Below are 19,733 nucleotides of genomic sequence, written 5' to 3'. Positions count from 1 at the left end.
CAGTCCCACTGGGGGGTTCTAGAATGGAAAAACAAACAAAGGTTTCACCTGCACTTGTCATTGGCATTGGGCCGTTTGCCCAAAAGATTCTTACTCGTGTATCAAAATCATATTTCGACTCCGATCCGACTAGAAGGAAGATCACCAAATTTGTGGCTCTTTATGAAACCGACCAAGAAAAGGGCTTAGACCTGGCCTCGATTTTACAGGAGAATGGGGAACCTCTCCCTGAAATTAATTTCCCACTGGCATCCACGGCTGGCGAGAGACAGAAATTTATTGAAAATCTGGTAAAGAGCGCAGATCAAATTCGAGCATCGTTAAATGTGCATTTTCATGAAATCAGAACCCATGATAGCTTGATGGAAATCAATTTAGATAAACGCCTTGGGAAGAATATCAATTTATATGTTGTTGCAGATCTGACTGATGCATTATCCTCTGCTGCATTAATGCCTATTGCCTTTTTGCTTCAGGATATTATGCAACAGACTCATAATACACTCGGTAATTTAATGCTGAACATATCCATTTTTCCTGATAAGGAAGATCGGGATGACAAAGATGAGGTGGGGTTGTTCTCATCCTTATTGATTCTCGATAAGGGATATCGGGATGTCTCTGATAAAACCACTTTGGATATGCTAAAAGCAATGGGGATTAAGGATAGATCGCCGTTAACGCTTTCATCCTATCTTTTCGATTATCGGAAACCCAACGGAAACGACGCACGTGATGTGGATGAGTTGGAATTGGTGTTTGGCAACAGCTTGCTTGGTTTAATGCTTGCGGATATTCCTCAGACATTGTCCTTCGGACGGCCGATGGGTTATATCCAAAAGAACGGCTCGTTCTATTCCAGTATCGGGGCATCGTGTTTGAGCTATGATCCTGATCATTTGATTGAGAAATGCGTTGATTTGTTCTCATCCAGAATTATTAGCGAAGGTTTCTTAGGAGAACATAGAACCGACTCAGATTTGATCAATTTGATAAATCGGGCAACTGCCTATTTTGGCGATTTACCAGAATGGTATTCACAATTATCCTCCGGAAAAAATTTCTTCCATGTTTCTCATGAGGGGCAACTTCCTGATATCAATGTGAATATTGATCACTTGTATCTGAGTCCGATGGATTTCGAGGATATCAGAAATACACCTTGGCAAATTGAGGTTGCAGACTATTCCCTGAAGTTTAAAAAAGAGATCTTGCTTGATCTCCAGCAGACGTTTGATTCCCAGGCGATCCAGATGGCTTCTGGGAAATTCGGTCAAATAGTTCAATTCCTATCAGAGCTGGTTGGAAATCCAGGGATTTATCCGCAAGGTGTGTCAGTGATTAAACGCATACTCAAAGGTTTGGATGAAACTACTATCTCTTCTGCAGAGGTAATCACCAAACAAATTAACAAACTGGATGCTATCGACAATTCCAATGTCATTCAAGAGGATTTTGAGAAAATCCAAACTATACTCAAGAAGGCGAAATCCCTACCGATATTTTGGCGGTTCTTGCCGAGGTTTTTCCGAAAGCCTTTGAGCATCGTAATTAACCTTGAATGGATTATCAGGAATTACCTGAAGCTTGAAGGTCTCAGGCGGCATATCCTGATGATGCTTGCTGAGGAACATTCCGCTAGAATTGAAGCTGTTTTGCTTGAGAGCATAAAACTAGCATATAGCGCGATTAAGGAAGACCTAGGCGAGTTTGAAACTCAGATTGATACTTTCGATGGTAAATTAAAGGAAACACAAAACCTGTTAGCGCTCGATTTTGGCAATGATATTTTTAAAACGCTATACTCCTCGGATGAATACGATCCTTTTCGGAGCACAGCCATTGACCCAATATTCGCTGAATGGGCTTACCAACATTTTCAGCAGCCGATCAAATCGGTTGTATTGGATCTGCTGGTAACTAAGAAGGTGTTCGACCAATGGGAAGATTTGTCAGCGGAAAATTTCAGTCAGGCTATTCTGGCTGCGAGCAAGGATTTGTATCTCCCTCTGCGAGATTATCATCTCGACCAGGTGCTTGAACAGGGATTGGAATTACGAAAAGAGCAATCCACCCACCCAGATGAGGTTGAGTTCAACCCTTATCTTCCATTGATCAGATCGGCTTTACCGATGATGAGACCAAACTTTGATGCAATAGGGGGAAGTGAATATTCCACTAAGCGCAGGTATTTCTTGGCCGAAAATAAGTCATCGCCATTTGTCCAACCCGTCCTTGGAGAGCAGAATATCAAGTTCTGTCAGGTGGATGACCGGCGGATTGCCACAGCAGTAACTGTTCGGGACTTGATGCCCCTGGAAGCATTCACGGAACTCAATTCAAATTTACAGTGGGCGTACGACAAATTGAATGAGGACCAAAAAGAACAGTTGAAAAACGTATTTGTCCCAATTCCAACGCTTGAAGGGACAAACCTGACCGATAGGTCTTTTACTTGGAAATTTGGAAACCCTGAAGAAGATTTTAGCATTGTTCTTCCTGTTGATGAGAGACGTTACCATCTGGCTCGCCTGGAGCAAAGGCTTGATCAACCTGAGTGGTATCAATATGTCCTGGAGGATTCACAGGAGCTCAACTATCTAGCCGCTTGCTTCCTTAATCTATTCCTTCAGCATCCAGAATGGACACGGTATGACCAAACCAATGCAATCCTTGCCTTTGTTCAGCAGGGAATTAAATATGCCCTAGACAAAGATACAACTCCATTAACCGAGTGGCCTCGCTCTCCAATTGAAACGCTCTATGACCAGGTCGGGGATTGCGAAGATGTTGCTATCCTGACAGCAGCCATCATGAACCGCCTGGGTTTCCACGTTGCGCTGCTCCTACTTCCCGGCCATTGTGCAATGGGTATAGCTGGAGTGGATCATATGCCAGGCTCGTTTGCCATAGATTCTGACTCCGGTTATCATTATTACTATGCTGAAGCGACAGCGACCGGGTGGTCTGTAGGAAAGCTTCCTGAAGATTATCAAACAGCCGATATCAAAATCCAGTCGTGCAGCCGGCTGATTACAAAAGAATCATAGAAAGGTGGGAAAAATAGATAACGTTATGGATCCATATATTCACATCCAGGACATTGGCAGCAAGGCTATACAAGCAATTTTCGGGCTTCAACTGGTCTCAATTCCCGCTTTTTCAAGTGATCCGGGTCGAGCGAGTCATACTGGACTTCAAAAATATTCTGATTTGATTAACCAGCTCTACCTCCCGGATTTATCAGTGAGCTTCTCATTGAGAACGGTTTATTGCCCGCATCAGGAAAACGGACAGCACAGCGCGGTTGAAATTGCCCTGTTCGGGATATTGAATGGCACATCCAAACGGGAATTAAATAAACGGGTTGAACAGGTCCAGCATCAAATGAGGGCGATCCTGGTCAGTTCCTTCCCTTATCATGATTTTCAATGGATATCCAATAACCAGGATTTTATCAGGTTGTATTCGCCTCCTTTCCTCGAAGGCGCACACTTTTGTGAAATCAGAAAGAGGGAATCGGCGATCCATCTAAATAGTAATCATCCCGAGAAAGCCATCGGTTTTCTCAGAAACGAAGAGCCAGGCTTCAAACCTAATCAGGAGGATATGGTTTATTTTTCTCATCCATTCTCTCCTCGTGAAGCTGATTTTGAACAACTTTATCGCCTGTTAATTTCAAACGGTCATCCATTTATCCTTAATATCTGCCTGACCCCGACTGTTCTCGATAGTGAAGAAGAAAAAGCGCTGATCTCCGAAATCGCTAAAGGGGAAGGTTTTCAACCCAAAGCAGAAATTCCGCTTCGACAGATCTATTTGGACCGGGCCAGATTGATCCGTCAGGGACTGATTGATCAACTTCTTCGCCTCCAGGATGCCCCTTTTTATTGTCAGATTTTCCTTGCCAGCTCAGAGCCAATAGGCAGAGGAATCGCTGAAGCAGTTGGCAGTGTTCTCTCTCAATCTGTGGGGTCAGGTTCTGCGCTGGATCATATTGACCTCCGGTTACAAATGGGCGGTTATGATGTGCTTTTCCCAGAGGATGAAGAAGATCAGAGTAATTTTGCTAAGGATTTCTTTCAGCCCGGGAAATCCAGTTGGGGAAAAACGATTGCTGGGCAAAAACTCGAACGATTCAGATTTTTAGTTGACGGTTACCAGGGAACTTGCGGTTTCCGTTTCCCTGATGCCGAAAATTTAAGTATGGTCGACTTCAAGACCCACCAGACGAAATTAACCACCCCACCCAGAGAGATCAATGCCCTGGCGCATCAGGATGGGATTGAAAAGAAAATGATTGGAACCAATGCCGCCTTTGGTGTTGAGAGGCCCATTTACCTGGCCGAAAAAGACCTCCGGCAGCATGTCTATATCGTCGGCCAATCTGGGACAGGAAAAACAACCCTGCTAAAATCTATGATTTTAGGGGATATAGCCAATCACAAAGGCGTCGCTGTGATCGATCCCCATGGCGATCTTTACGATGAACTACTTGGCCTCATTCCACAAGACCGCGTGGACGATGTGGTTTTGCTCGATCCCTTGGATATGACCTTCCCGGTGGGGTTCAATTTACTGGCCTGTGACGACCTTTCCAAACGGATTTTCATTGCCCGAGAGATCAAAGCGATCATGCACCGCTTACTCCATGATACCTTTGGTCAGGTGAGCAATAACTATATTGGGCCGATCTTCTATAAACATGTCCAGATGAACCTGCTATTGGCAATGTCCGACCCCGAAAATCCAGGCACTCTGCTCGAGTTTTATCAGATATTCCAGAACGATGATTATTGGAAGAAATGGTTGCCATTGAAATGGGATGAACCTCTTCTGGCAAATTGGGTTGAGGAAGTACTGCCGCGGATCAATTACACCTATCGCAACCGTGCCGATAATGTGTCAATGGGGGAGTATGTTGGTTCCAAATTTGATGATTTCATCCTTGATCCCAGGCTGCAACTGATCTTTGGTCAAAAGGAATCGACCATAGATCTGGGTGAGATCATGGATAACGGGAAGATATTATTGATCAACCTGGCAAAAGGACTGCTTGGGGAAGCGACGGCCCAATTCCTGGGCCTGATCATCATGGCGAAATTCCAAAGTGAGATCCTGGCTCGCGGGAACCAGAAAATTGAGGAGCGGAGACCGTTCACCCTCTATGTGGATGAATTTCAATCTCTGGCAACCGAGAATTTCGGCTTACTGCTGTCGGAGGCCCGAAAATTTGGTGTCTCATTGGTTTTGGCGAATCAGTTCATTTCCCAGATCAAAGATACCAAGATTATGGACGCCGTCTTCGGAAATGTCGGGACAATGCTGTCCTTCCGGGTGGGTAAAGATGATGCCGTTCGGCTGGAGCCGCAGTTTTCACCGCAATTCACCCGGCATGAACTGGCGAATTTTCCTAATTGGACTGCCTGCATCAAAACCACATTAAATGGACAGAATGTACCCCCCTTTAACCTGCAAACCATCCCTTCTGCAGGTCTTCCGGATCCTGAGGTGAAAGAGCTCGTGATGGCTGAATCCCGGCGTAAATATAGCCGTCCAGCGGCTGAAGTGAGAGAAATCATCAAGGAAAGCCTGAAGCAGCCAGAAGTGGAAAACGAAGATAATGAATTACGGCTTGCTCTCTAATATTGGCCCTGATCGCAATCTATTTTATTCCCTGGAGTCGAGCGAGAAGGGGGGTAGGGGGAGATTTTGAGTCGCTCGACTCAATGGCGCTAGTGTACCCATATATGGCCATAAAGGGGTCGCACAACCCCAATATATGGGGGTTGAATTTAAAAAGAGTCGAGCGACTCGCCTGTTTTTAACGATTTTGTCTCGCTCGATTCTAAAGATTATTGAGGAAAAAGGATGAAGGTGTTTCAACCTATGCATGTCAACTTGAATTTTTCTAAAAACTATATTAGAATTCTAGAAGGTGAGAGCAGTGGAAATTTAACTAATCCCCTTCGGGGGATTGAAATGTGAATTGTATCTGGCTAATGGATCACCAACAACCGGTATACAGTGGAAATTTAACTAATCCCCTTCGGGGGATTGAAATAAGGTGAATAAAAATCCAATTTGTTAACGTACAAACAAAAGGGTGGAAATTTAACTAATCCCCTTCGGGGGATTGAAATATTACATTCGTTTTCCACTTCTATCACACCATTTCCTTGTGGAAATTTAACTAATCCCCTTCGGGGGATTGAAATTGGGTTTATTTGGATTGGGAGTGGTGAGGTCAAAAGTGGAAATTTAACTAATCCCCTTCGGGGGATTGAAATAGAAAGTGATCTCAACATTTACCCCGTTCTTATTGGGCATAAGTGGAAATTTAACTAATCCCCTTCGGGGGATTGAAACGATCCCACTTGGCACCAAAGCCGGGCAACGCTGCGTAGAAATTTAACTAAACCCCTTCGGGGGATTGAAACACAACAGCAAAGCCCACAGCGAGATAATATGTAAAGTAGAAATTTAACTAAACCCCTTCGGGGGATTGAAACTCATAATATCCTCTTTTCTAAAACACTTGATAGAGTGTAGAAATTTAACTAAACCCCTTCGGGGGATTGAAACTTGATCTGGACATTCCGGAATCTCGCCATTCTGAATCATCTGGTAGAAATTTAACTAAACCCCTTCGGGGGATTGAAACCCTTTTCCAATAATCTTCTTCGTTTTCTCTGTACAAAGTAGAAATTTAACTAAACCCCTTCGGGGGATTGAAACATTGGCTCAAGACTTATTATTGCTGCGAACACGGTTAAGTAGAAATTTAACTAAACCCTTTCGGGGGATTGAAACGATTTATCCCTGAAAACTGGGCAGTCAGAGAATTTGATTCGTAGAAATTTAACTAAACCCCTTCGGGGGATTGAAACATTAAAAAACCGATCCCAACAACAATTGCAAGGACGGTAAGTAGAAATTTAACTAAACCCCTTCGGGGGATTGAAACTTGTGGTGTATCGGTCAATAAGATTGCTTTCTTAGAGTAGAAATTTAACTAAACCCCTTCGGGGGATTGAAACGGTTGGGACAGGGGTCGGGTCTGCTGTAAGAGTGGGTAGAAATTTAACTAAACCCCTTCGGGGGATTGAAACAATATTCACGCCTCGAGAGGCGAGAACAAGCTTTACAGTAGAAATTTAACTAAACCCCTTCGGGGGATTGAAACACTTGCTTAAGCATATCTTGTAGGTAAATTCTTACCTGTGGTAGAAATTTAACTAAACCCCTTCGGGGGATTGAAACGAATTCTTTGCTATTGCGGGAACGCCATAATCCATATTGTAGAAATTTAACTAATCCCCTTCGGGGGATTGAAACGTGTAGTTTCCAAACCAAGCACTGTCCATATTTTGAGTAGAAATTTAACTAATCCCCTTCGGGGGATTGAAACAAAATGTTAATCTGACTGCCTTGATGGCCAGCCGAGATTTTGTGTAGAAATTTAACTAATCCCCTTCGGGGGATTGAAACCTTTTGTCTTTTGACATTCTCTCTGGTTGCTCTTCCTGTAGAAATTTAACTAATCCCCTTCGGGGGATTGAAACACTTGGCAAAATAGCCAGAAACAATGTGCCTTTTCAGTAGAAATTTAACTAATCCCCTTCGGGGGATTGAAACAGGTACTGCAGTAGCTGTAGGGGTGGGGACTTCGGTAGGAATGTAGAAATTTAACTAAACCCCTTCGGGGGATTGAAACGTTACAAGGAACCTCGCGGTTACCATTTGCATCGAAGCACTCGTAGAAATTTAACTAAACCCCTTCGGGGGATTGAAACATTGCGATCAATCCATTCCTCAAAGTCAACCTCCGGATGTAGAAATTTAACTAAACCCCTTCGGGGGATTGAAACCAATTTTCAAGATACCAATCTGTCATGTAACCAGAGTAGAAATTTAACTAAACTCCTTCGGGGGATTGAAATGCTCCATCAATAAATTCTTTCAAAGGGTTGCCCCACTGTGGAAATTAAACCAAATGTCTTCGGCCCCTGCGAGGGTACTGCGCGTGAGAATGAAATAATTTCATAAAAAAAGAGGTAACCCTATCTGGTAGTGTGAAAATTTAACTAATCCCCTTAGGGGAATGAAACAAACAAAGTAGGTGCTTAGTCTCATATTAGGAGTGGGGTATGTGGAAAAAAACTAATCCCCTTCGGCCCCCTGCAAGGGTGTTGCGCGAGGGACCGAACCTTGGCAGTTAATTGACCAACGATGGCCAGGAAATTGGTGTAGAATAAAATAACCCCTTCGGGGGATTGAAATAATTTATCAGGTGCTTCAAGGTGTCCGAAGACATATTAGGGAAATTTGACTAATCCCCTTCGGGGGATTGAAACGCTGCAAGCTGACACAGGACAACAGGCCACGTCTTGTGGAGATTTTACTAACCCCCTTCGGCCCCCTCTGCGAGGGTGCTGCGCGAGGGATTGAAACCCGACCGTTTAGTGACCAATAGTGGCTCGGAAGTTGGTGTAAAATATACTTAACCCCTTCGGGGGATTGAAACGGAGATCAGTGAAATCATTGCCAGCACTGAGGATGCCACAGTGGAAAATTAACTAATCCCCTTCGGCCCCCTGCGAGGGTGCTGCGCAAGGGATTGAAAGTGCGGGAGGCCACTAATATCGTATGAGATGGGTATGTATGGACAGCCGATTGACGAGTTGTGTGCACAATAACAATTAATTAAGTTTGGTATAATTTTCAGAGGATACCTAATCCCCCTTGGGGGATTGAAACCCATCACCTGCCCGCTGAGTGTCAGCATCGAACAACACATGGAAATTTAACTAATCCCCTTTCGGCCCCCTTTGAGGGTGCTGCGCGAGGGATTGAAACACTAACAAACCATTGCATCTTCCTAACGGAAATGCGTGGAAATTTAACTAATCCCCTTCGGCCCCCTGCGAGGGTGCTGCGCGAGGGATTGAAACGTCTTTTAACGCCCTTTGGCAGGAACGAAGTTTGGATTTGTAGAAATTTAACTAAACCCCTTCGGCCCCCTGCGAGGGTGCTGAGCGAGGGATTAAAAGGGTTGGCATCTCCTATTGGCCGTGATTAATCAAAGCATAAGAAACAAGAAATCCCCCAGCTGGGGGATTTCTTGTGAAGTATAGATTAAATCAAATAGCTCCTACTGATTTGATCGCTTTTTCCTTAAGGTGTCCCGTAGATGCTGCAGGTCCACAACCTCCGCCACTTCGTATTCCAATGGCAAGCTCTCCGGCTTTGGTTTGAAACGGATGATGGCTGGAAAGCGTCCGATCCTGGCCTGGATTTCTATCAGGATCAGCGCGGCGATGTAGGCATGGGAAGGAAGGATAATCGCCAGCGGGTGGGTCATGAACTCCTGATAAGGTAAATCACTATTGGCAAGTAATTTCTCAACCTGTTCTTCAAAGGAAATGTCGTTATCGAATTGAACCGGTATATGGAAATACCCTCCGATATTATGGGAGAGCAGTTCTTCAATCCTTGCTTTTTGAAGATCCGCAAGAGGGTAACCAAAGTTGATCAGGAACATCTAGCGCTCCATAGAAAGCAGAAGGTAATCCGCAACATAAGGGAGCCGGTCGCCATAGATCAACTTTACCTTATTTTGTCTGAATTCTTTTTTTCGATAATCAGTCAAGGAATCTTCCCCGCTGGCAAAAACCTTACCACAGTAGATCCCGAATTTCTCTCTGGCGGTGAGTGCTTCCAGCTCAGCCAGGAATTTTGGGTTATATTTTCCGGATTTGCAGGAACATACAGCCAGCCGGCCATTCTTGATGACAACCACATCCAACTCATGAAGCAATGGCTGTTCAAAGCCCATCGCTTTTCTAATAAAGAGGCCTTTCTTCACGTCGTTAAAATATCCTGAATCAACGGCATGTCGGTAAACAACTTCTTCTAATTCATCTCCAATTTTGGGAGGATGGTAGGTGTGCTCATCAGGATTGGTAAAGCTTTGGTCAAGGCTGGATTCGATTCCGTAGGCAGAGAAATATTGATCAATGGTTATTTTGACATCTAAAGGAACAACTTCGGGATCGGGGACACCGGGCGTGAGATGGAGGATCTCATTATTCTCTGTCGCCACATAGAGCATTTGGTAACCCATTTCATAAGCAGCCATCATCCCCGCCATGGTCATGATCTTTGTGCCGCCAGTCAGGTTGATGCAAACAGGCTCGTCGCAGGAATTTTGGAGCAGCCCAATCTGTTTCACAAGGGTCTGCTTGGCCTTATCTAGATCATACGCAGATACTTTGAAGTAAGGCAGCACCTGAACACAGGATAGATCGGGGTCGCTTTGGATGAATGTGGTCACGATCTTACCCAGGTCTTCCGTCTTCTCAGTTGGCACCACACAGGTAGCCGTGAACCTGGGATCATTCCAGAGTGGCAGCAAGGTGGGAAGAGGTTGTTCTCCAAGAAATGATATTAGCAACATAATGAAGTTTCTTTCACATTTTCAGAAAAGTGGATGATGAGCATAATATCAAGAGTAGAAATTATTCTCGAATAGGTGCCCAAACAGAGGTCGTTAGCGGTTTCTCCTCGAAGATGAACTGGCTGATCAGGCCCGTGATATAAGCAAGGGGGATGAAGACAATCAATTGGGGAACTGAAATTGCCCCAGGAATATTATTTATCAATATTTGACAGCAATAATCTGACGTTGTGTAAGCCAAAGTGGAGAGAGGGATGACAATCAATCCAATAAAAATGGATAATAGGAATGTCAATCCCAGGGTTTGGGCTGTCCGAGTCCTGGTTTCTTTGGGGTCAATTGCCCAAGGGAGGATGTCATGATAAAGATAAATCCAGCTGACAGCTAAAGTGAAAGCTAGTAAGATAGGAATCCAAAGAAATCGTACTCCAAGAAATTTGCTATTCCATAATGCGCAGGTGATTTCAACTGAACTGGATTCAAATATAAGGGCGGAATAACCGACTAATATCCCGGCCCATACTCGTGGCAGAAGTAAATGGATGATCAATTCAAAGGAAAAGGTTTTTAGTATATAGAAGATCGCTGCCGCCAATCCAATAAAGAATAATAGGTATGCGATCGAGGTCGGCATTGTGTTGACTGAAAAGAAGATGACATCAAGAGGTGAAGTAATATTTAGAATCAAACCAGGAATCAATGAAAGAGCTGCAAGCACCAAAATAAAGAGCCAGGTTGGCTTTTTGATCCATAGTGGGTCATTTGTTTTCATAAGGTGAGCAAGGTTTAAGCTTGCATCAAAATCATAGCTTGGTAGGGCATAATGCGTGACAAGGCGAATGACAGCAACGCTTGCTGGTCGGTGATTTTTGAAGACCGGATGAAGAATCACCGATTTCCAATCAAAGCTATCTCTTTTTGTTAGGCCTGGAGCAGGTAGAGGTTTTCGGAATTCGATCTCCATTTTGGGGTGTACCGGCAGGGGTGTCAGCACTAAAGAATAAGCCATGAATTCATCGAGGCCAGAGGGTAGAGAAATGCCTGACCCAAATTCATTGATTCTGGGGATTATATCAAAGTAATCAGGATCTTGGATAATATTATTCATGGTCTTATAGGCATATGCCAGCTCATCTAATAGTGGGATACTTGAGAGATCCATCTCAGGTTGTTTGCAAAAAAAACCTTTAATATTTGCTAAGAAATTCAGATTGGTTGGTTTTCTCGTTTTTATCATTTCATTGAATTTAGAATCGGTGATAATTTTTAGAAAAGAAAACCATTGCCAGAGGGAGATAACCATCAGCAGTTCTGCGTCAAGTTTCTTCGCCCGGTTATCCTGCACCAGGAACTGGAATAACGCTTTATAAATCGCTGCTAATTGAATATTGGATGTGATGTCTTCATGCCTGGTTGAACTTACCCCCTGTTTGGATGATTCTAGAATATACCCATTATCCTTTATGATATTTTGATCTGAGAAATTTGAAAAAACAGGATTGTTTCCGTCCGGATTGAAAATTTCCCTTAATTGGTTTTCTATTGTCAGGCTAAATTTGTGATAAGCATCATTTAAATTGACATTAATTACATTGCAGGAAATCGTATCAGCATTGCCGGGTTCTGGCTCCGGCTGGTTGCTGACTTCCAGCAAAATGGACCAGAGATCACCAGAAGGTTTACCGGACAAGGAAGAAAAAGGGAATATTTTTAACATTAGAAGTACCTGCGGTTTCTCTTCTCATACCTTTTATGGAGTAGAACGGTCATGCAGTTCGGTTTATTCTGAACACCTTGGGCTGCAAGTTCTTTCCAGAACTGACCCCAGAATTCTTTCTTCGTTTTTGTCGAAAGGTCATATTTTGGTTGTAAAGATTGTAAACCGTCCGAATCTTCATAAACATAAACCATTTCAATGCCAAAAAAGAAAGATGCGAGGGTCATACATGGAATGGTTGATTTGAATCCACCGCTAATAGCGAGTACATAATGGGAATATTTTTTAAATTCCTCTTCGTTATCGATGTCAATGGATTGTAAGATATTATTTGCAAAATTCATCAAGGTCGAATCACTATTTGCGGGTTTCTCCCGTAAATCTTTTACAACCTTGATATCAATCTGGCCTTCTTCCAAACCATATACACCCTGGAGGAGGCGTTTAATCAGACTTGCTACCGACTGTCCTTTTCCAGTCTCTGATGAGATGAGAATGATCCTGTCTTCCTTAGGGTTCCATCGGACACCTGTCTCTCGATTCTTTAAGAGGTGCAGCGTGCTTAGCTCTGCCCCAAGGGGATTGTTTCCCTTACCAATTTTTTCATCCAGAGAATCCAGGTCACCTTTTATTACAATCTGATACTTCTTGAGAAGAGAACCATCTACCCATTGGAGGAAATTTGGTGGGACTTCTAACGGATGATTCCTAAAGAATGCTTCAAAACCCCAACCGTCATATTCTTTAGCTAAATTTTTATCAAGGATTTTAAATATTGAAGGATCGATTTGAGATGTCCCACAAGTGACAATGAATTTATTCATTTCTGCTCCTAAAAGGGTAATCTCACTGATGGATCAAACCAACTCTATACTATTTCCATTGACATTTTCAACCAAGGCATGGCTCGCACTTACTTTGAGAATAAGCCCATGCCGCTGGAAGTCTTCCCACCGAGACCGAAGTCCCTGAGTCCCTTATATAACCAGTTCTTGGCACTTTTGAGTAGGAAGGAATCCTTTTTATCTTTCTGTCTCGAACTCAGACAAAAGGCGAACGGGGTTCCTTCCCTGACAGCCAGGTATACCAATGGGTGGAGAGATTGATCCTCCGATGGAAATATGGGTTGTTCCCCATTTGGAAGCTTTTTCTGCTGGTAAAAATCAGCGAAGTGGGGAGTCATGATCTCAGCCACAATGATATTTTCAATGGTTAGCGGGAACGCATCAAAGAAAATGATATCCCCAGCATGGCCCATTGTTCCAAAAATAGCCCGGAATCCTTTGAATATGTCAGAATTGATAAATTCATCAAGAGAGTATTCATGGATTGCGCTGTCGGATGACAAATAAGGACTGTTTTTTAGCTGATCTTTAAACACCGAGTTGATGGCAACAAGCTGTTCCTGATATTGAACCCGCGGCGCTTTTTCATCGAGAGGCAGCTCCAACAGCCTATCCAGAATTTGCAGGGGTGGCTTAGGGAGGTTCTTATCCTCTTTGATTCTCAGGAGATCTTCACCAGAAAGATGTGGAATCTCAAACATTTCAGCGATAATATTAATTCCATAAGATCTGGCAAGCCCTTTGAGAGCAGACCCGGGGATATAAGGAAAGCCATAAAGATGGTGCAAAGTGATCCCCATTTCAAGGGTTCCCTTACCACCCAATCCTATAATCAACCGGTTTCTAGTTTTTAGAGGGAAGCTTCTTTCAGGAAGTGCGCCAAGATATCGAGAAAGGAATTTTTTGAACAATTCATTGTCGAATCGATCGTTGGCACGTAATTGCCTTGGGGGCTCTTCAACATTAAACTTGGTGTTTGGATTGAGCCAATACCCTTTTGCTTCGCTGGAATCCGCAAATTTTAAATCATGGTGATTGTCTCTATATTTCATGCAAAGGTCCCAATTATCTGGACCTATGTTATAACTACACTTACACCAGGGTTGATACTTATCCAAGAGCAACCCAAGGTTTTTACAATTAACACTCTCTGCAAGGGCAGATTCTTGTGTATCTCTGGGGAGTGCGTATTCTCGATTTATTGCAGTAATATTAGCCATTGGCCTCGCCTTTTAAGTGACTATTCCCAACCTTGTGCTTCAACAAAACGCCTCAGCCAAATGCTGAATTCAATGGCTTCGCTGCTCGCTCTTCGATAGATTCCTGAATTCTGGTCTACAATCCAATCCAGAAAATCGCCAGGGTTTTCCAGGTCGCGGAGATTTTCATTCAACCAATCGGAAAGTTGGGTTGAAAGCAGCCGATATGCGGGTTTTTCGGGGGCTTTGGATTTCAGAAAAGCAAGTGTCTGGGCGAGGCCATTGGTTTGAACCATCATGGAAAGGCTTTTAGCTGCAGAACCATAATCCTTCTGCTGATCCGAGGGGACATTATCAATGTAATTCAGGGCAACTTGGGCTCGTTTTTGATCTAAATTTCTCATCGCTCTCTCCTACGATTCCCAATTCAAATTCACTAGACCACGGCCAACTGTTTCGTCTCCTCCAAGCTGGAGCTTTTTCCCGAGATTTTCCTTGAGCCAATTCAGGACCTTCCGGGCCTGTTCTTCGGGTTCTCCACTGAAATCAGCTGGAATATCATCCTCATTCATCCGCACCCGGGTTGCCCGGATTGGCGTGTAGAGAACAGTCTCCATGGGGAGGTATTCTTCGTTCCATAGGGCGCCGCGGACCACAGTTTTAGTGTCGGGTTCTAGGCGGGTGCGAGTGATCACTTCAGTTGTGTACTTTACGAAATCAGTAAAGGCATCATCAGGAAGGATAACCAGGTTCGTCTGTAATAATTCTTTCCAATATGGATCCAGATGGGAGGAAAACACCCTTTCTGCCAGGAGTTTGGCAATTGTTTGGATCTTTTCATGCGGTTGGTTTCTGATAGTAAAATCCTCCAGGATCACGTTATTCCGGCCGGTTAAAACATTGGGAGAGCTGGCATAACAGTAATCAACATCATCTGTTGATGCTGGCCCTATGAAATTATTCAACACAGAACTCAGATCGGTGACTTCTTCAATATCTCTAGCCCACCTTTGCAGGATATTGGCTGAAGTAACCCAGACAAAAACACCTTTCAGGCTCCTGACAGGGAAGAGCAGGATTCGGCCATCGCCGGGACTAAAAGCACCGGCATGGGCTTTGTTTCCGTTCTCTCCAGGATCTGGCCCAAAGACTGCTTCAATAATTGGCGCTGGTTCTGTTCGCAGCGCATCACGAAGCGCACCTTTGATACCGCTGGCCTGGATCATTGGATAGGATGTAGGCCTTTCTCTCTGGATTGGCAAGTCAATTGCTCCTAACCCAGAGCCAGCGCCGACATGAAGGGGTGTTTCTGCGTGCAGGTAAAGAATATTTGATTTTAAGTACATGCCTAGTTTTCCTCCTCAGGAGTTTGCCAATCCCATTGTCCTAAAAATGCCTGACCATAACCCATTCGATCTAAGGGCATTTCCGGGGTAGGACTTTCTGTAAATGGCCTATTCAATTGTTGAATTGGTTTATCAGTTTCAAAGAAAAATACACTTCCAGGCGGGATAAAGGGATAGATAGCCCTTTGTTTATGACGAGCAACATCGTATCCGCCAAGATAAAGGGGTTTCCCTAGTGCGACCGCAATTAATTTAGCCGGAATTCCCAGCACAGAGGACCAATCGGACCTTGCGGGTTCCCAGCCTGCTGTAAAGAATGCTGGGGTCATGAGCACTACTTTTAATCGGTTTGTGGCTTTTTCTAGACCGAAATTGAAATTGATATCCGTTTTAACTCTTTCGTAATTGGCGGCTTTGAATTCACCTCCGAGGATCAAATTCCCCTTATTTGGAAGAGTGTCGAATTCTTTATTCAGGCGAACAAGGAACCCGTAGGAAGGTTTCATCCTTATGTAGGTCGCCTGGTATAGATGTTCATCCCGGGTTGAATGAGTGATCCTATCCCGAGCGTTTCCAATCCTAGGCTCAAAACTGATGACTTCACTTTCAAGTTTAGCTGAGAAGGCACCTCCCTTTTTATAAGATGAAATACCATCCACCTGGAGCCAATAAATTTCCTTTGGATTATCTTTCCTTTCACCATTGGGCGGCCAAAGTGGGTGTAGAGAGGATTTGGGCCAGTTTGTTGAAAATGTGCTGCTCTTGACCGGAGAGTAAGATTGAAATTCCTTATGGCCCTGCGCCCAAACTTCTTTTGGAATTAAGTAAGAATCACTGGGTAGTTTTGTGTGAAGGTTGAAGAGATTCCCGGTGCGGTACACAAGGAAGGGCCCCTGCATTGTAAAAGCCGAATCCTCAAAACCTGCAGGTGAGCCGATTACCGATTGGACAGATGCGGCCGAAGGGGCGCTTTTGGTAAAATCCTTCCAGTCTACCTTTGAATGACCCAGATATAAGGAGCGAAATGCACCCGCTACAGTTCTGGGATTTGGGGGAAAAATACTGGTTGCAAGGTGATCTTCCCCTGCGCCAAATGGCCTTGAATCCCTAAAGAATAACACATCGGAAGGTTCAATATAAAACCAGCTCATGCGCGCTCTCCTTTGGCAATGAATCTTGCGATCATCAGCCAATCCATCCAATCCACCATCGCTTGAATCATTTTTTCATGCGGCATCAAAGGGATAAATTTAAGTAGTCGGTCCGCAAATAAATCTACATCAATTTGGGGTTGAGTTGACTTCTGAACATCGGGATCAATATGCCGTTTTGCGAGCCGCTTAATTTCAAGCTCCAATCCTGGCAGATTTTCAACTAGTGCGTTGATCTCACTACGAAGGTCGTACACGAACTTTGTTGAAAGCCAGCCCATAGAGAAATACTGGATCAAATCGCTTATTGGCGGGTCATATTGGGGATCATCTGACCAATTCATTGCGGCAGATAAGTTTTCACCAGATCTTTTAAGTACTGAGACCACCAGGCAAGACCTGCCATAGGTTTCTTTAGCTTGGTGTTCTGCTTTGCGTGCCTCCTGCAAAATTGTTTCCAACGGGGATTGATTGTGCATAATTGCAACCCCGCCACTCATGTCAGCCTCCACCCCAATCGTCTGCATGTTTTTCTGGAACTTTTCACGGATTTCTTTGGCAACATCCAGGGCACAGGTAATTGGCAATAAAGCCAGGACGTCATCACCACCTGAATAAACCAGTATCCCGGTATGGTCTTCTTCAACGATCTTCTGGAAATCATTGGCTGTTGATGACATCGTCCTGCTGATTTCCTTATGTTTTTCCAATGATCCCGCATTGTCAATCATCTGCCCCATATGGTCACCATCCATCACGAGAGCAGCATAATAGGCGTTTGGTTTTGGAATAGATATGGAAATTTCCGATGGTAATGATGCGATTTTATCAAATAGCGCAGTAAGGGATTTGGATCCCGCCTTGATCAGGCTGGAGGTTTGATCGCTGGTCTCCATATCCCCCAGCGTATCCTTCCTGTTGGCATTGACTTTTTCCAAAGTGAAAAAATCACGGAAGAAATAATTTCCATCCAACTGAAGGAGCTTATTTTTATCGGGATCTCCCTGACTGGATTTCAGGTGCCTGGTAAAAGGCTCCGGTTTAGAAAATGTCATCAACCCCAGATCATCGACTGCTGTGACAAATTCCGCTACCTGGGGTTCCAAGGAAATCCAATTATCCAGAATCTCCTGTTTGAAGGAAGAGACAGCTATGGAACCTGTTGACGGGAACCGATCCAGGTCGATCCCTGGCACTTCTGCCTGATCCGCAAAACGCTTGATTGCACCAATTGCGGAGAGTACTTCATTATCCTTGAGCTGAACCTTGCTGATTTTGGAACTGATTTCACGCCAGATGTCCTGTTCCACCCCGATGGCCGATAAGGTCCCAACCAAAGCGCCTTTTGTCCCTGGTTGCGGCGTGGATCGAATAGATCGGACAGCTTTACGGGCATCAATTGCCAGGTTTAGAGTCTGGAATGTATGCAGGTAGGTCTGGTCTTTGCCATCCCAATGGACAGTTACCCAATAAATTTCCAGCCATTCTTCCACCTGGGTATCCCAGTCATTGAACCAGCTTGTATTGGATGTCTTCCCTGCAAGGTACGATCTCACAGCGACGGCAATGTTATTCCACCGACCTTTGACCCGTTTTTCCACTTCCTCTGCCTGGATTTTCCCCTGTCCTTCCGATGTCAGAAAAACCAGGCGGTTTGGCAATCGTTTTTCCCAATTTTCAGCACCCTGCATTGGAAAAATAGGTTCAGTATCTGGGTTTTCTGTAATATAGGATAAACCTGCATGCGACAGAGAAGAGAGGATTAGACTAGAAACGGCCAGGTCCTGGGTTCGGCGGGAAGCTGCGATGAAGGGTTGGATAGGGCCAAATGTAAAAAGGACGAGGTCAGAAGGGTTAGGCATCGTTGTTGTCCCTTTCTGGAGAAAAGAAGATTGCTCCACCATACGCATTCAAACAGGATTGATAAAGTTTATAATGTTTTTTCCAGGAATCGGTTGTCGGCATTGGGCTGGCATTGAAGGCTATCAAGACTAAGTGAAAACCATCCTTCGCCCTGACCATATGCAGATGGAAAGGTGATGCACGTCGACCGCCATTAGCATAACCGAACGCTCTATCTCTTGGATGATCAATGATCACATCCGATCGTAAATGTCTATGCCAAAAGTTTTCCATTGCCTCCTTATAATCATTGCCTAGCGATTGTTCGGTCACCAGGGCACACCAGGAGCCATCAGCAAAAGCTGGGTATGAATGGCTAACATCATCCTGGGGAAAGCCAGCAATGGTGGTAGACGAATTGAATCGATCATTCAGGACATGGGAAAGTAGGGAAGAATAATGCTGTCTGATTTCAGCCACGTTCTTAAATTCACTTGCCCCCAGGAGATCCAGTCCCTGTTGATATTCATCAGGAATGGTGTCAGCTGACATCTCCAGGACTTTCAGGCTGCTAAAACCCCGGCGAACCCTTTTACCAACGCCACTGAAATTGAGCAGGAGCAGCAGGGATTTGAGCAAGGGATCTATGGAGGCTCTATCCTTCACCCGGGTGGTCAAGTAAAATTGAGAACCTTCTGAAAATGCTTTTAGTGTAAACCGACCATGATTACGGTGGGGAAGAACGACCTTCGCATTCACAGGCATACTTCTCGAATTTTTAGGTTTAGTGATGACACTCACCCTGGAGCCTATCTCGGTAGATCCAAACACCTGTGCTTCAAGCCTTAGGAGATTCTCTGAAGAACAATTTGGATATAGAGTTCTGTACCAGTAACGAAGCTGACCACGGAAAGGAGCCCCTCTCAATTCCGGTTGAGCGTTATTTCCTGTGGCAGCTCCAAATAGAAAAATGGGTGTTACTGCTTCCAGCAATAATTGGATTTCATTCAACGTATCCTCCCGTCCAATCCAATGGGCTTCGCTAATTTATTTTTCCCTCAATGCGATAATTATATCGTATTTAAATTGAATTTTCGAATAAATTTAGGCTTAAGTACAATATTTTAATAATTTATCCAAGTTTCACTCTACACATTATTTATGAAAATTGATG

Annotated in this window: 12 protein-coding genes and 1 CRISPR repeat array; of the genes, 2 read left to right on the top strand and 10 right to left on the bottom strand. The window is 44.2% G+C overall.

Features of this window, described 5'->3' with window-relative positions:
• Window positions 1-23: 23 nt before the first annotated feature.
• Entirely contained in the window at window positions 24-3,050 is a 3,027-nt protein-coding gene (locus tag JR338_06125) for a transglutaminase domain-containing protein (GenBank protein ID QRN84309.1), read from the top strand.
• A gap of 25 nt (window positions 3,051-3,075) precedes the next feature.
• A complete protein-coding gene (locus JR338_06120; GenBank protein QRN84308.1) occupies window positions 3,076-5,646 on the top strand; it encodes a type IV secretory system conjugative DNA transfer family protein in 2,571 nt (856 codons plus the stop codon).
• A 301-nt stretch (window positions 5,647-5,947) separates the two neighbouring features.
• Window positions 5,948-7,943: a CRISPR direct-repeat array (repeat unit 37 nt; unit sequence GTAGAAATTTAACTAAACCCCTTCGGGGGATTGAAAC).
• A 1,211-nt stretch (window positions 7,944-9,154) separates the two neighbouring features.
• Here JR338_06120 and JR338_06115 read toward each other — a convergent pair.
• The 10 genes from JR338_06115 to cmr1 form a co-directional block, all read right to left on the bottom strand.
• On the bottom strand, window positions 9,155-9,544 hold the full coding sequence (locus JR338_06115) for a hypothetical protein (protein QRN84307.1): 390 nt from the start codon (window positions 9,542-9,544) through the stop codon (window positions 9,155-9,157).
• Window positions 9,545-10,459: a DUF1887 family protein gene (locus tag JR338_06110; GenBank protein QRN84306.1), complete on the bottom strand. Its 915-nt coding sequence runs from the start codon at window positions 10,457-10,459 to the stop codon at window positions 9,545-9,547.
• 61 nt (window positions 10,460-10,520) lie between these two features.
• Window positions 10,521-12,176, bottom strand: a complete 1,656-nt coding sequence (locus tag JR338_06105) for a hypothetical protein (GenBank protein ID QRN84305.1) — start codon at window positions 12,174-12,176, stop codon at window positions 10,521-10,523.
• Window positions 12,176-13,000 (bottom strand): hypothetical protein, encoded by an 825-nt coding sequence (locus tag JR338_06100; protein ID QRN84304.1) that lies wholly within the window; start codon window positions 12,998-13,000, stop codon window positions 12,176-12,178. The genes JR338_06105 and JR338_06100 overlap by 1 nt, the downstream gene beginning before the upstream one ends.
• Window positions 13,001-13,089: 89 nt before the next feature.
• Complete coding sequence (gene cmr6 / locus JR338_06095) at window positions 13,090-14,073, bottom strand: type III-B CRISPR module RAMP protein Cmr6 (protein ID QRN84303.1); 984 nt, start codon at window positions 14,071-14,073, stop codon at window positions 13,090-13,092.
• Between the two features lie 188 nt (window positions 14,074-14,261).
• Window positions 14,262-14,624 carry a type III-B CRISPR module-associated protein Cmr5 gene (cmr5, locus tag JR338_06090; protein QRN84302.1) on the bottom strand — a complete coding sequence of 121 codons (363 nt, stop codon included), beginning with the start codon at window positions 14,622-14,624 and terminating at the stop codon, window positions 14,262-14,264.
• A gap of 9 nt (window positions 14,625-14,633) precedes the next feature.
• Entirely contained in the window at window positions 14,634-15,566 is a 933-nt protein-coding gene (cmr4, locus tag JR338_06085) for a type III-B CRISPR module RAMP protein Cmr4 (protein ID QRN84301.1), read from the bottom strand.
• 2 nt (window positions 15,567-15,568) lie between these two features.
• Window positions 15,569-16,717, bottom strand: coding sequence for a type III-B CRISPR module-associated protein Cmr3 (gene cmr3, locus JR338_06080; protein ID QRN84300.1), 1,149 nt, complete (start codon window positions 16,715-16,717; stop codon window positions 15,569-15,571).
• Window positions 16,714-18,579: a type III-B CRISPR-associated protein Cas10/Cmr2 gene (gene cas10, locus JR338_06075; protein QRN84299.1), complete on the bottom strand. Its 1,866-nt coding sequence runs from the start codon at window positions 18,577-18,579 to the stop codon at window positions 16,714-16,716. Before cas10 ends, cmr3 begins: the two co-directional genes overlap by 4 nt.
• On the bottom strand, window positions 18,572-19,570 hold the full coding sequence (gene cmr1, locus JR338_06070; protein QRN84298.1) for a type III-B CRISPR module RAMP protein Cmr1: 999 nt from the start codon (window positions 19,568-19,570) through the stop codon (window positions 18,572-18,574). The genes cas10 and cmr1 overlap by 8 nt, the downstream gene beginning before the upstream one ends.
• Window positions 19,571-19,733 lie beyond the last annotated feature (163 nt).

It is taken from the genome of Chloroflexota bacterium, assembly GCA_016887485.1.
In the GTDB taxonomy this organism is placed as follows: Bacteria; Chloroflexota; Anaerolineae; order Anaerolineales; family Anaerolineaceae; genus Brevifilum.
Note: the sequence above shows the minus strand (reverse complement) of the source record. Positions and strands in the feature narration are given on the sequence as shown.